The 12,715-nt window shown below is 61.4% G+C and carries 14 protein-coding genes; 5 read left to right on the forward strand and 9 right to left on the reverse strand.

Going from position 1 to position 12,715, the window contains the following annotated elements:
- The first annotated feature begins 4 nt into the window (after positions 1–4).
- The 5 genes from ASE71_RS30720 to ASE71_RS30740 all read left to right on the forward strand — a co-directional run bounded on the left by ASE71_RS30720 (position 5) and on the right by ASE71_RS30740 (position 4,391).
- Entirely contained in the window at positions 5–940 is a 936-nt protein-coding gene (locus ASE71_RS30720) for a FliM/FliN family flagellar motor switch protein (protein WP_034797578.1), read from the forward strand.
- A 60-nt stretch (positions 941–1,000) separates the two neighbouring features.
- Positions 1,001–1,609 (forward strand): flagellar motor switch protein FliN, encoded by a 609-nt coding sequence (gene fliN / locus ASE71_RS30725; protein WP_060522252.1) that lies wholly within the window; start codon positions 1,001–1,003, stop codon positions 1,607–1,609.
- 29 nt (positions 1,610–1,638) lie between these two features.
- Positions 1,639–2,670 (forward strand): flagellar motor switch protein FliG, encoded by a 1,032-nt coding sequence (gene fliG, locus ASE71_RS30730; protein ID WP_034796925.1) that lies wholly within the window; start codon positions 1,639–1,641, stop codon positions 2,668–2,670.
- A gap of 198 nt (positions 2,671–2,868) precedes the next feature.
- A complete protein-coding gene (gene flhB, locus ASE71_RS30735; protein ID WP_034796927.1) occupies positions 2,869–3,945 on the forward strand; it encodes a flagellar biosynthesis protein FlhB in 1,077 nt (358 codons plus the stop codon).
- 5 nt (positions 3,946–3,950) lie between these two features.
- A complete protein-coding gene (locus tag ASE71_RS30740) occupies positions 3,951–4,391 on the forward strand; it encodes a hypothetical protein (RefSeq protein WP_043613045.1) in 441 nt (146 codons plus the stop codon).
- Between the two features lie 106 nt (positions 4,392–4,497).
- Here the strand turns inward: ASE71_RS30740 and visR are convergent, their stop codons facing one another.
- From visR to ASE71_RS30785, 9 genes are all read right to left on the reverse strand, one after another.
- Complete coding sequence (visR, locus tag ASE71_RS30745) at positions 4,498–5,244, reverse strand: transcriptional regulator VisR (protein ID WP_060522253.1); 747 nt, start codon at positions 5,242–5,244, stop codon at positions 4,498–4,500.
- A gap of 12 nt (positions 5,245–5,256) precedes the next feature.
- Positions 5,257–5,997 carry a transcriptional regulator VisN gene (gene visN, locus ASE71_RS30750; RefSeq protein WP_034796931.1) on the reverse strand — a complete coding sequence of 247 codons (741 nt, stop codon included), beginning with the start codon at positions 5,995–5,997 and terminating at the stop codon, positions 5,257–5,259.
- A gap of 842 nt (positions 5,998–6,839) precedes the next feature.
- Positions 6,840–8,516 carry a flagellar basal-body MS-ring/collar protein FliF gene (gene fliF / locus ASE71_RS30755; protein ID WP_034796933.1) on the reverse strand — a complete coding sequence of 559 codons (1,677 nt, stop codon included), beginning with the start codon at positions 8,514–8,516 and terminating at the stop codon, positions 6,840–6,842.
- Between the two features lie 359 nt (positions 8,517–8,875).
- Positions 8,876–9,268: a chemotaxis protein CheT gene (gene cheT, locus ASE71_RS30760; RefSeq protein WP_034796935.1), complete on the reverse strand. Its 393-nt coding sequence runs from the start codon at positions 9,266–9,268 to the stop codon at positions 8,876–8,878.
- Between the two features lie 73 nt (positions 9,269–9,341).
- Entirely contained in the window at positions 9,342–9,896 is a 555-nt protein-coding gene (gene cheD / locus ASE71_RS30765) for a chemoreceptor glutamine deamidase CheD (RefSeq protein WP_034796938.1), read from the reverse strand.
- Positions 9,893–10,282, reverse strand: coding sequence for a response regulator (locus ASE71_RS30770; protein WP_025425902.1), 390 nt, complete (start codon positions 10,280–10,282; stop codon positions 9,893–9,895). Before ASE71_RS30770 ends, cheD begins: the two co-directional genes overlap by 4 nt.
- On the reverse strand, positions 10,282–11,340 hold the full coding sequence (locus tag ASE71_RS30775; protein WP_034796943.1) for a protein-glutamate methylesterase/protein-glutamine glutaminase: 1,059 nt from the start codon (positions 11,338–11,340) through the stop codon (positions 10,282–10,284). The genes ASE71_RS30770 and ASE71_RS30775 overlap by 1 nt, the downstream gene beginning before the upstream one ends.
- On the reverse strand, positions 11,337–12,245 hold the full coding sequence (locus ASE71_RS30780) for a protein-glutamate O-methyltransferase (RefSeq protein WP_060522254.1): 909 nt from the start codon (positions 12,243–12,245) through the stop codon (positions 11,337–11,339). Before ASE71_RS30780 ends, ASE71_RS30775 begins: the two co-directional genes overlap by 4 nt.
- Positions 12,242–12,712, reverse strand: coding sequence for a chemotaxis protein CheW (locus ASE71_RS30785; RefSeq protein WP_034796948.1), 471 nt, complete (start codon positions 12,710–12,712; stop codon positions 12,242–12,244). The genes ASE71_RS30780 and ASE71_RS30785 overlap by 4 nt, the downstream gene beginning before the upstream one ends.
- Positions 12,713–12,715: the final 3 nt, after the last annotated feature.

Below are 12,715 nucleotides of genomic sequence, written 5' to 3' on the forward strand. Positions count from 1 at the left end.
TCTGATGACCTCCAACGTTCACGCATTCGACCGTAAACTTCTGGCGCGCATGACCGGCGCGCTCGGCGACGACCGGGTGATCGGCCGATTGGCCCTCGAACTCGGCCAGGTCTTCGGCGAATTCCTGCCGGATATCTGCCGAGCGGAGACGGGTCTCGACATCACCATCGGCTATGCCGGCCATCGGACAGGCATGCGCCGCGAATTGATCGCGTCGATGGGCACCGGCGTGCTCATCAGCGAGGTTTCGCTGCGTAACTGGTGCACGGACTTTCAGATCGGCTGCGACAGCCCGATCATCATCGCTCTGGTGGAGGCGCTGCTCGGCGCTGAGCCCGCCGGCATCGAAGAGCCGCAGCCGCGCGCGCTCTCCCAGATCGAGATCGACGTGGCCGTGCCGCTGTTCGAGAAGATCGCCGACGTGCTCAGGACCGCCGTCAATGCCCCCGGCGGTTTCGAGCCGATCGTCGAACGCCCGCTCAACAGCGTGGCGCGCGCCAAGCCCGATCCGATGATCGAGGACGTTCACGCCGGCGCCATCGACATGACGATCGGCTTCGGCCCCGTGCTTTCCACCTTCTCGATCATCGTTCCGCAAAGCGTGCTTCTGAAGACAACGATCGTCTTCCCCAAGGGAAGCGGACAGCAGCGCAAGGCGAAGGCCGAGTGGACGGAGCAGCTGGAAGAACAGGTTCGCCGTTCGGCGGTGACGATCGAGGCGCGCATCCGGCTCGAAAGCCTGACGCTCGACACGATCAGCCGCCTGCAACCGGGCGACGTCATTCCCTTCCTCGACGCCCAGGACGTTCGCGTCGACGTCAACGCCAATGGCCGCGACCTCTATGTCTGCGAATTCGGGCGCGCCGGATCGAAATACACGGTTCGGGTCAAGGATACGCACGGATCCGAACAGGACATCCTTCGCCACATCATGAGTTAAATCGGCCTGCCGCGCGCTCGCAGCATGCCTGAGGCAAGCTTCAACTGGAATAGTTCTCACATGGCACCCAAAAAAGCACCCATCAACGAACAGGCCGAAGTCGCTGTCGGAGACATGGAACTCGACCAGGCGATCAATGACCTGCGCGGTGTCCTGAAGCAGGATTCCGACACGCCTGATGCTTTCGGCTCCGAATTCGGCGCCGAAACGCTTGGCACGACCGATTTCGGCAGTGATTTTGGCGCACCGGCCGCTGGCGGCCTCGACGCATTCGGCGGCAATTTCGGCTCCAGCGACTTCGGCGCCGACCTCGGCGGCGCGGCCGCGACGAGCGACTTCGGCGGCACGGATTTTGCCGCGACGTCCTTCGACAGCGCTGATGTGGCCGTCGATACACCGCCCGGCAGCGGCATGAACGCCAATCTCGACCTGATCATGGACATTCCGATCGACGTCCAGATCGTGCTCGGCTCGAGCCGGATGCAGGTTTCGGGCCTCATGAACCTCAGCGAAGGCGCAACGATCGCGCTGGATCGCCGCATCGGCGAGCCGGTGGAGATCATGGTCAACGGTCGCGTGATCGGCCGTGGCGAAATTACCGTTCTCGAAGGCGACGATACCCGCTTCGGCGTCAAACTCATCGAGATCAAGGGCAATAAGAAGTCGTAGGGCCCAATGATTGGGCGAAGGATGAATCCATGATGGATTTCGAAAGTTTCGAGGCTCAGGCGCTATCAAGGCCGCTCAGCCAGACGGACAAGGCGGCGGCCGTTCTGCTTGCCATGGGCAAGGGCGTCGCCAGCAAGCTGTTGAAGTTCTTCACCCAGAGCGAGCTGCAGTCGATCATCGCCTCGGCGCAGTCGCTGCGCGCCATTCCGCCGCATGAGCTCGAAGCGCTCGTCAACGAGTTCGAAGACCTCTTCACCGAGGGTGCCGGCCTCATGGACAACGCCAAGGCGATCGAGAGCATTCTCGAAGAAGGCCTGACGCCGGACGAAGTCGATGGCCTGCTCGGCCGACGCGCCACCTTCCAGTCCTACGAAGCCAACATCTGGGATCGCCTCCAGGAGTGCGACCCGGTTGCCGTTTCCGTCCAGCTTGCCAAGGAACATGCGCAGACAATCGCTTACGTGCTGTCGATGATGCCTTCCAGCTTCGGCGCCAAGGTGCTGCTGCAGCTGTCGGAAGAACAGCGCCCGGACATCCTGAAGCGCGCCGTCAACATGAAGGACGTCAACCCGAAGGCCGCTGCGATCATCGAAAACCGCGTCATGGAAATGATCGGCGAGATGGAAGCGGAACGCAATTCGGCGGGCCCGGCCAAGATCGCCGAGGTGATGAACGAACTCGACAAGCCGCAGGTCGATACGCTGCTCGCCTCGCTCGAATCGCTCAGCACCGCCTCCGCCAACAAGGTACGCCCGAAGATCTTCCTCTTCGACGACGTGCTCTACATGCCACAGCGCAGCCGCGTTCAGCTCTTCAACGACGTGTCGACCGACATCATCACGATGGCGCTGCGCGGCTCGACGTCGGAACTGCGCGAATCGGTACTCGCCTCGATCGGCGCGCGCCAGCGCCGCATGATCGAGTCCGATCTCGCCATGGGCGATGCCGGCATCAATCCGCGCGATATCGCCATCGCACGCCGCTCGATCACGCAGGAAGCCATCAGGTTGGCTGCGAACGGACAGCTCGAGCTCAAGGAAAAGGACGTGCAGGCGGCCTGAGGCCTGCCTCCGTCTGACGAGCCGCACAAAGCGGCCGGGCTACCGCTCCCCAAAGGGTAATTTCTGTTGAGCCCCGGCGAATGCCGGGGCTCAACTCTTGCCTGGTTCCCGCGCTCGGTCCACTACAGGAGGCGCAATGCAGGGCGTATGTCCGCCGGACGCGCGTCGCTGTAGAGGAACCGGGAGCCGTCCTGTCTCATGTCGGACGATCAGGATAAAGACAGCAAAACAGAAGCCCCGTCAGAGAAGAAGATCTCCGACGCCGCCGAAAAGGGTAACGTGCCCTTTTCTCGTGAAGCCACGATGTTCGCATCGACGCTCGCGATCTACATTTTCTTCGTCTTCTTCCTGACCGACGGCGTCGCCACCCTCACCGAAGCGCTCAAGGATATCTTCGAGCAACCGGAGGCCTGGCGGCTGGAAAACGCCACCGACGTCGTGGCACTGATCACCCATCTTATCTGGAAATCGACAGCCCTGGTTGTCCCGGCTTTCGTCCTGCTCATCGTCTTCGGCGTCGGCGCCTCCATCTTCCAGAACCTGCCCGTGCCGGTTCTCGACCGCATCCAGCCAAAGCTCAATCGGGTTTCGCCGATGGCCGGGCTCAAGCGGATCTTCGGCATCCAGGGCCTGGTCGAATTCGGCAAGTCGCTGTTCAAGATCATCATCGTGTCAGTCGTCGTCGTTCTGGTGCTCTGGAACGACTATTTCGCCACGCTCGACCTGATGTTTTCCGATCCGGTCACGATGTTCTCGACGATGGCGAGCGACCTCAACGAGATCATGATCGTCATTCTGCTGTCGACCGCAGTGCTGGCGATCGCCGACCTCTTCTGGTCGCGGCACCATTGGTACACCGAACTGATGATGACCAAGCAGGAAGTGAAGGAGGAAATGAAACAGGCGCAGGGCGACCCGATCGTCAAATCGCGCCTGCGCTCGATGCAGCGCGACCGGGCGCGCAAGCGCATGATCTCGTCTGTGCCGCGCGCCACGCTCGTCATCGCCAACCCGACCCACTATGCCGTCGCCTTGCGTTATGTCCGCGAGGAGAGCGACGCCCCCGTGGTCGTCGCAATGGGCCAGGACCTGGTTGCCCTCAAAATCCGTGAAATTGCAGAGAAAAACGGTGTTCCGGTCTTCGAAGATCCGCCGCTTGCACGCTCCATGTTTGCACAAGTCTCGGTCGATAGTGTGATTCCACCGGTGTTTTACAAGGCTGTTGCCGAGCTCATTCACCGGGTGCATGCGTCGCAACCAAAACGGATGACATAACTCCGATGAAAAAGTGCGAATTCTCCGAGAAGCGGGAACAGATCGTAGCTGAAGCAATTCGCCCCGTGGCGACCGAACTGCGTCTCATCGACGCCGCCGATTTCATCGCGCTATTACGGTTCGAGTCCTATGCCAGCCTCGCTGACCTCGTCGAATCGGCAGCGGAGCTCTATTTTCTGCCCGGCACGGTCAATTTCGGCCTCGGCGGCAACTACAATCTGGATTGGGACAGCGAGCCGGAAATCGTGCTCGACCTCGAACTGAAACCCCGCGGCGTGACCATCTATGTCCGCCTGTCGCTCGGCAACGAGACGGCCGGGATCGAGATCAGCCACATCAATTTCCAGAACCCCTCGTCCGACCCGGACGAGAACACGGCCTTCCTGGCTCGGAGCCTGGCAGAGGCGAAATTCATCAAGTCCTATGAGTTGCCGCTGGCGAGCTGAAAGCACCGCTCGGACGGGTCTCGTGCGGACGTGCGATTGACGCTGGCAGGTTAAATTCCGTCGGCGCCGCTGCTCAAAAGGCCGGAGCGATCCGTCTAGTTCAGAGTCAGCTGATGTAGCCGAGGCGGATTGCCTTGGCGATCGCCTGGATGCGGTTGACCGAATCGAGCTTCGTCGTCGCCGCGCCCAGATAGGCGTTGACCGTGTGGACCGAAAGTCCCATGCGTTCGGCGATCTCTTCGCTGATGTGACCGTCGCCCGCCATCTGCAGGCAGGCGATCTCGCGGTCGCTCAAGGTTTCCGCCGGTGCGACACGCTTCTCGTCGGCCGCCAGCAGATCGGTCATGATCATGCAGCTGCGGCCGTGCAGATCGACCACCTGCTCCGTGGAGGCATCGACGTAGCTGCCTGCGAAGACGACATAGCCGTTGCCCTGGGCGCCGAGCCTGACGGGAAAGGCGATGCCGGAATAGGGAAGCTTGCGGCCCTTCAGGCGATGCGCGAAAGGCGCCAGCTCGGAAAGCTCTGCCGCCTGGTGCTCGCCGGCGCCGTCCCAAAGGACCGGCAGCAGCGACTGGTCGAGATGAGCGACGAGTTCTTCGCCATAGGCATTGACGAGATCATGGGCGTTCGCTTCGGCAGCGACGCCCCAGTTGTCGAGGACGCAGGTGAGCTTTCGGGCGCTGCCGGTTCCCTTGCCGTTGAGCCGCAGGACTGCAAAGTGCTTGGCGTTGATCTGACGCTGCATGGCTTGCAGGCGCGTGACCAAGGTGGCCGCTCGCGCGGCGCGGTTGCCGTTCCTCGCGAGCTTCTGCTCGTCCTCGATCCGCCCGCCGCCGAGAAAATGCGTCATCGCGCCCGTCCCTTACACAAGATTGTTGCGCACCGCGTAGGCAATCGCTTCCGACCGCGTCCTGGTCGCAGTCTTGCGCATGACGCTGGTGATGTAGTTGTTGATGGTGTTGCGCGAAATGCCGAGGATCACTGCGATCTCTTCGCTCGTCTTGCCTTCGGCAATCCAGAACAGGCACTCGAGTTCGCGCTCCGTAAGCTCGAAATCGCGGTCATGGCGGACTTCGGCGCGCGTGGTGAAGCTTGCCAGATAGCCCGCCAGCAGCGTCACGTCACGCAGGCTCTCCTGCGACAGGATCACGTCTTCCGGGACCAGGAGCATCAGGGAGAAACGCAGGCGCCCGACATTGAAGGTGATCGCGCAATATTCGCGGCTGATGCCGCGCGGAAGCTCGGTATTGTCTGGCAGCGCATGAAAACACGGCTGCAACACTGCGAGGCACTTTTCCAGTTCGGTGGTCTTGGCATGAAGCGCGGTGATCACACCCGAAAGCCGCCGGACGACGTCGAAAGGCCAGTCCGAGCAGACCACGTGGTCGAGACCGCTGTCCTGTGACAGATCATAGCGCGCCAACAGATAATGGCTTGCGCCGACATATTCCGTCAGCGCCGAAAGGCCGCTTCCGAGAGCACCGCGCCCGGCGACTTCGCCCAGTCGTCGCAAAAGCTGCTCGCGCGAAAACCCGCCGCCGCGTGCGCGTGTCGGTGCCGTCGGCAAAGGCCAGACAGCAATGTCTGCTTGCGAAATGTCCATGAGTTCAGCCCCTGTGCCGGATCCACATCCCGGAACTGCATTTGCGCTGCCGCCGCCAACAGCCGGCCGAAGCCGAATATCACCACCAGTCGCAGATCAGGACACGAATCAACTGCTAAAAATGTACATCGGCGCGAGAAAAAAAACATCGCCCTCTTCTGGCTATTTACTTCGTGCCGCTGGCATGTCGCGATTCGCGATCAGTCACCCCTGCCAACGCCCCTGCGCCACTGCCAGAACCAGCGCGGCATCGCAACACATTGAAAAGCAGAGATTTTTCTTCTGAAAATCCGCAATTTCCGCGCCTCAGGCGGGATCCGATGCAGCGTTGCAAGTGGAAAATACCGGAATTTCATCCCAAAAAAGGACGGTTCTTAGCGTACAGAGAATTTCGAATTCGCGCGATATTATACTTTGTTTTCATAGCTGTTGCTCAAATGCACCAGCCTATTTTCAGACATCGCTCATTTTATCGATATATAAATTGTGAAAGCCATAGAATTAATTTCGGCTATAACAAAGATATATTTCGATTGAACTCTGTATTGCTCGAATCCACCATAGTAGATGACACAGCACAATGCACGTCATGCGGGCGCGCGGAATCTATAAATTAAGATATCGTTAAAATATTACCATCCGGGATTCCACCGGGACTCACGCGAGCTCCCTTCGAAACTTGAAGCAATTTTGAAGGCAGATGAAAACCGGCGGCCGGACTCCCGCAATATTTGCTCCGAACATCGAAATCCACCGCAAGCGCGATCTCAGGCAGCGGGGACAAGAAAAATCCCGCCACGAGGGCGGGATTTGCAAGAAATTCCAAAGCTGTTTTCTGAGTGTCAGGCCGCCTTGTCGAGAGCCCACTTGCGCAGGATCTTCGCCGCGCGCTCTTCGCTGATCTCGACCATGCGGGCCAGGCGCCGTTCCGGCCCTTCCTTGACGCGGCGGTTGAAGCCGCCGCTGTCGTCGCCCATGCTGAGCAGGTCGTCGGTGCTGTCGAAGCCGAAGTCCGAGCCGAAACCGTCCATGAGCGCGCCACCGGCTCCGGCATTGGCCGGAGAGAAGTCGGGCAGTTCGAGGCCGGCTGCTTCGCCCTGGATCTGACCGGCACCGCCACCGAGACCGAGCTGGCGTGCCAGGGGCCGCATGCCCATCCAGACCACCAGGAAGGCGACGACGATGAAGGCGAGCGCGTTGATGATACCGCCGAGATTGCGAGTGAGCGTCTCCATCACACCCGGACCGGCAACCGCCTGGTCGAGCAGCTGCGTCTCGACGAAGTCCATGGCGGTCAGGGTCACGACGTCGCCGCGGTTGGTATCGAGGCCGGCAGCCGAAGCGACGATCTTCTGCATGTCAGCGAGATAGGCGTCGATCTTGGCCTGATCGGCCGGTTCGCCGACCATCGCTGCCAGGCGGCCGCGGTTGACGACAACGGCAACGGAGAGCCGCTCGACCGTATAGCTGTTCTTGACGGTGGCGATCGTCTTGCTGTTGATCTCGTAGTTGGTCTGCTCTTCCTTCTTCTCGGCCTGGTCGCTCGACTGCGGGCCGGCACCGCCCTTCGGGGCGGCCTGAGGAATGTTCTGCTGCACCGTCGCTGCATTGTCCGGTTGCTGTTGGCTGGACTTCTGCTCTTCCTTGGTCACGCGGGTAGAGCGTTCGACCCGCGATTCGGGATCGAACACCGTTTCCTGGATCTGCTGCGTGTCGGTGTTCAGACGTGCCGTGACGCTCGAACGGAAGTTGTCCATGCCGAGGAACGGAGCGAGCGCGTTGTCGATTTTCTTCTCAAGCTCGGTCTGGACGTTCTGGACGACGCCGAGCGACTGGTTGAGGGCGCTGTTGGCTGGATCGTCGCCCGATGCGAGAAGCTGCCCGGTCGAATCGAGCACGGTCACGTCATCGACGTCGAGCCCCGGTACGGACGAGGCGACGAGATGACGGATCGAAGCGGCGGCGCTGCGGCCGACCGTGGCGCTGGCGCGAATCATGACCGAGGCGGTGGGGTTCTGGTCTGCCTTGCGGAAGCTGCCGCGCTCCGGCATCACGATGTGGACGCGGGCGGCGGCGATACCGGAAATCTGCTGGATGGTGCGGCCGATTTCGCCTTCGAGGGCACGCACGCGGGTCACTTCCTGCATGAAGGAGGTGAGGCCGAGCGAGCCGACATTGTCGAAGAGTTCATAACCGGCATTGGCGCTGCTCGGCAGGCCACGCTCGGCGAGCAGCAGGCGCGCCTTGCTGGTCATGCCAACGGGAACCTGCAGACTGGCGCCGTCAGCCCCGACATTGAAGTCGATGTTGGCCTCGGCCAGCGCGATGCTGATCTGAGTGACATCGCTGCGTTCGAGCCCGACATAGAGCGTCTCGAACGAGGGTCTGTTGACGTAAATTCCGGCCCCGAGCACCATGCCGACCGCGACAATGCCAGCTGCCGCCAACGCGATCAGCTTGCCTTGCCCGAGACTGCTCAGGTTCTTCGTGAACGTCGAGAGTTGATCCAACAGACTCATTCTGTTTCCGCACCCAGTATCGCAAGGTCAACGGGCCGATCATCGGCCGAGCGCCCTGCGCAGTTCCAACATTCGGGTTTTCTGGGTATCGACATGCCGAGTATCGACTTCCAATGCGCGCGAATCCACCAGTCCCGATCCGGACCGTAGGAAACGAAACTTGCGCGAACTTGGCTTGATGCGCCCGACCGAAGCGGCGGAGGTGCCGCCGCAAAACTTATCCACTGGGGCGAAACGGACCGTCGGACGAAGCCAAACCTGCGCACACAGTCGCGGCCGCGTCAGAATTCTGTACAGCAAGTCATTGATTTTAAATGGATATTTCTTGAACCCGCGTCCTGCGAGGCTCTCTAGCAGCGTCAGAACGCTTCGAAATCACCGGCCGCCTTCGTCAGCGGTTGGGAGTGGCCGTGGCGCAACATGCCGTTGCCAAGTGCCTTTTTCATATCGGCAAGCTTTACCAGATTGACGGCCGTGGTGACGTCGACCATCCAGGCGTCCGGGATCGATGCGGTAATCGTGTCGATGAACTCGGCCAGCCCGCGGGTCTTCTGCACGGCAAGGTCAATGCCCTGCAGCACCATCATCTTGTCGGGATTGGCAAGCGCATCGGCGCCGTGGTCACCGGCCAGTTGCGGCTCGATCCGCTCGATCAGATAGGCGACGTCATGCAATTCGGTAACGATGCGCATCAGCACTTCGGGGAGCGCTTCTTCCACGTGCGGCATGTGGCCCAGGTAGTCGGTCTGCATGTGTATGTCTCACGTGGCTCGGGGCTGCGGTAGAAGTCGTATTTCAGGCCTGCGAGGCGCCTGCCTCGCAGGATCAGAAGAATTCGATGGAGCTTTCGGCCGGCTTCGGCGCGACGATCGGGCGTTCCTCCAGTTGCACCGTGCGCTGCGTCTCGACGCCGGTCAGGGCGTATTGCCGGGCGCGGCCAGACGACGGCCAGTATTCGAGCTTGCGGCCGTGCTCGCCGCCGGTGCTCTCGCCGACGATGCGGATGCCCTCGTCGAGCAGGAACTGGCGCGCGAAGGCGGCGTTCTGTTCGCCGACATTGGAAAACCGCGCGATCGTCTTGGCGCCGCCGAAGATCTTGGCTTCGAGACGATCTCGCCGGGCGCCCTGTTTCAAGAGACCGTTGATGAGCAATTCCATGAGGTGGACCCCGTAGCGGGTCGCGTCGCCGCCGGACATGGGCGACGTCGCGGAACCTGGCAGCAGGAAGTGATTCATGCCGCCGACGCCGGCCACGGGATCGCGCATGCAGGCTGCCACACAGGAACCGAGAATGGTCGACAGCACGATGTTCGGATCGTTGAAGACCTTGTACTCACCCTGGATGACATGCACGCGCTTGCCGGCGGCTTCCATGTTCATTTGAGCGCCCCGAATACGGCTTCGATCGCAGCCTTCATCTTTTCGATGGTGAAGGGCTTGGCCAGAACGTTGTTGGCACCGAGGGCCGCTGCCTTCTGAACCAGGGCACGGTCGCCCTGGGCCGTCAGGATGATGAAGGCCGCCTTCTTGGTCGCCGGGTTGGAGCGGACAGCCTGCAGCAGGCCGAGCCCGTCCATCTTCGGCATGTTGAAGTCGGAGATCACGAGGTGGTGCGGGTTCTGAGCCATGATCTTCATGCCCTGCTCCCCGTCACCGGCGGCGGTGATCTGCTTGAAGCCGAGCTGCTGCAGGGCGTCACCCAGGAGCAGGCGGCTCGTCACCTGATCGTCGACGATCAGAACTTTGATTTTTTCGGCGATGGACATTATTCGCTTCCTTCCTTGCGGAGCGCCGCTGCTTTCAGGACCTCCTCCCCGATGGATCCGAGGGGGAGCTGGGTTTCAACGGCGCCCAATTCATAGGCGACTCTCGGCATGCCGTAGACGACACATGTCTTTTCGTTCTGGCCGAAGGTCTTTGCTCCGGCATGCCGCATTTTCAGGAGACCGGAGGCGCCGTCGCGCCCCATGCCGGTCAGAATGACACCGATCGCATTGCGTCCGGCAAGCTCGGCGACCGAATCGAACAGCACGTCGACCGAAGGCCGATGCCCGTTGACCGGGTCGCGGTCGACCAGGCGGCAGCAGGGTGCCGTCGGGTTGGCGACCTGCAGATGGCGCTCGCCACCGGGCGCCAGGTAGACCTTGCCGATTTCGAGCCGCGCGCCGTCCGTCGCCTCCTGCACCGCCGGCGCGCAGAGACGGTTCAGCCGCTCCGCGAAGCTCTTGGTGAAGGTGTGCGGCATGTGCTGCGTGATGACCGTCGGCGGGCAATTGGCCGGGAACTTCTGCAGCACCGTGATCAGGGCTTCAACGCCGCCTGTCGAGGCGCCGATGGCGATGATCTTGCGGCCGGCCCGGTACTCAGACGCCGTATTCGCATTGGCTGGAGCCGGCGCCGCGACCTTATTGCCGGTGATGATGAACTTGCGCTGCGAGCGGGCGGCCGCCTTTACCTTGTCGACGAGGCCGGCAAAGGGATGGGGATCGCCCGGATGCGGCTTGCCGACACAATCGAAGGCGCCGATCTCGAGTGCTGCGATCGTGGCTTCAGCGCCCTTGTGGGTAAGCGTCGAGACCATGATGACCGGCATTGGCCGCAGCCGCATGATCTTGTCGAGGAATTCGAGGCCGTTCATGTTCGGCATTTCGATGTCGAGGGTGACGACATCGGGATCGAGTTGCTTGATCGCCTGGCGCGCTTCCATGGCGTCGGCCGCCTGGCCGACGACGGTCACGTCTGGATCCGCGTTGAGCACGGCTGTAATCAGGCCACGCATTGTGGCGGAGTCGTCAACGACGAGAACGCGAGCGGGAGTGGTCATGCCCGTCCTCCATGAAATTTGCCGGTGTGGCGGTAGGTGGTGATGCCGATGTTGTCGAAGTGCGCCTTCGCGTCACCGGACACCCGTTCGGAATGGCCGATGTAAAGGTGACCGTCGGTGTTCAGCATGCCGGCGAAGCGCGACCAGATCTTCATCTGCGTCGGCTCGTCGAAATAGATGACGACGTTGCGGCAGAAGATAACGTCGAACGGCCCCTTGAACGGCCATTGCGCCATCAGGTTCAGTTCGTTGAAGGTGATCAGCCGCTTGACCCGATCGTCGACCTGCCACTTGAAGCGGCCGCCGCTGTTGACCTCGGAGAAATATTGCTTGCGCATGGCCGGATTGACGGTTTCGAGCGCGGTTGCGTCGTAGGTACCGGCGCGGGCGAGCGCCAGGATCTTCGGGTCGATGTCGGTTGCCAGGATCCGGAAGTCGTAGTCGGCCGCATTCGGCAGCAGCGACAGGACCGTCAGCGCAATCGAATAGGGCTCCTGGCCGTCCGAGCAGGCGGCCGACCAGATGCGCACCCGGCCGCCGGCCTTAGCGCGCGCGATGAGCTCCGGCAGCACGTCGGTCTTCAGGTGCTCGAAGTGATGGTTCTCGCGGAAGAACCGCGTGAAGTTGGTGGTTAGATGCGAAAGCATGTCGCGCCGCGCAGCCGCACCGGCGGGCGAAGCGACCAGCTGGCAATATTCGCGGAAGCCCTTGAGCCCGAGATTGCGGATATGCTTCGACAGCCGCGAATAAACAAGCGACGCCTTGGTCTCGTTGAGATAGATGCCGGCATCCGCATAGATCATCGCAGCGATCTCGGTAAGATCGCGGCGGGTCAACGGATACTCGCCGCTCGCCAGGCACTCGTCCGGCGACAGTTTCTGTTCAGCGATGGGCTGACTTCTCATGCGGCTTCCCTTTCTTCCTGCGGGAAGATCGCTTCGAGTTCAATGAGACAGATCATCCGGCCTTCGATCGCAAGCACACCGCGCGCGAAGCTCTTTTCGAACTCCGACGAGATGACATCCGGCGTCGGCTGGATCTTGTCGTCTGTAATCGTCAGGATGTCGGAGACGGCGTCGACCAGAAGGCCGACGACCTGGCTCTTGACCTGCGCAACGATGATGACGTGACGCACGGTCGGGTCGGCCGGCGTCATGCCGAGCCGGGCCGAGAGATCGACGATCGGCAGCACCGCACCGCGAAGGTTGATGACACCGAGCACATAGGATGGCGCATGCGGCATGGATGTCGCAGGCGTCCAGCCACGGATCTCGCGCACCTGCATGATGTTTACGCAGAATTCCTGATCACCGACGCGGAAAGCGATCAGCTCCCGTCCGTCCGTGGTCAGATTTTTTGCGGCATAGGTCATTGT

This window comes from Ensifer sp. Root954 (assembly GCF_001429005.1).
In the GTDB taxonomy this organism is placed as follows: domain Bacteria; phylum Pseudomonadota; class Alphaproteobacteria; order Rhizobiales; family Rhizobiaceae; genus Ensifer; species Ensifer adhaerens.

Bases quoted from the DNA above. Each gene is read 5' to 3' on its own strand.
- cheD (WP_034796938.1), bottom strand. From the start codon at position 9,896: ATGAACATGGAAGCCGCCGGCAAGCGCGTGCATGTCATCCAGGGTGAG.
- ASE71_RS30785 (WP_034796948.1), bottom strand. From the start codon at position 12,712: ATGACCTATGCCGCAAAAAATCTGACCACGGACGGACGGGAGCTGATC.
- visN (WP_034796931.1), bottom strand. From the start codon at position 5,997: ATGGACATTTCGCAAGCAGACATTGCTGTCTGGCCTTTGCCGACGGCA.
- ASE71_RS30720 (WP_034797578.1), top strand. From the start codon at position 5: ATGACCTCCAACGTTCACGCATTCGACCGTAAACTTCTGGCGCGCATG.
- fliF (WP_034796933.1), bottom strand. From the start codon at position 8,516: ATGAGTCTGTTGGATCAACTCTCGACGTTCACGAAGAACCTGAGCAGT.
- ASE71_RS30775 (WP_034796943.1), bottom strand. From the start codon at position 11,340: ATGACCACTCCCGCTCGCGTTCTCGTCGTTGACGACTCCGCCACAATG.
- visR (WP_060522253.1), bottom strand. From the start codon at position 5,244: ATGACGCATTTTCTCGGCGGCGGGCGGATCGAGGACGAGCAGAAGCTC.
- fliN (WP_060522252.1), top strand. From the start codon at position 1,001: ATGGCACCCAAAAAAGCACCCATCAACGAACAGGCCGAAGTCGCTGTC.
- ASE71_RS30740 (WP_043613045.1), top strand. From the start codon at position 3,951: ATGAAAAAGTGCGAATTCTCCGAGAAGCGGGAACAGATCGTAGCTGAA.
- cheT (WP_034796935.1), bottom strand. From the start codon at position 9,268: ATGCAGACCGACTACCTGGGCCACATGCCGCACGTGGAAGAAGCGCTC.
- ASE71_RS30770 (WP_025425902.1), bottom strand. From the start codon at position 10,282: ATGTCCATCGCCGAAAAAATCAAAGTTCTGATCGTCGACGATCAGGTG.
- ASE71_RS30780 (WP_060522254.1), bottom strand. From the start codon at position 12,245: ATGAGAAGTCAGCCCATCGCTGAACAGAAACTGTCGCCGGACGAGTGC.
- flhB (WP_034796927.1), top strand. From the start codon at position 2,869: ATGTCGGACGATCAGGATAAAGACAGCAAAACAGAAGCCCCGTCAGAG.
- fliG (WP_034796925.1), top strand. From the start codon at position 1,639: ATGATGGATTTCGAAAGTTTCGAGGCTCAGGCGCTATCAAGGCCGCTC.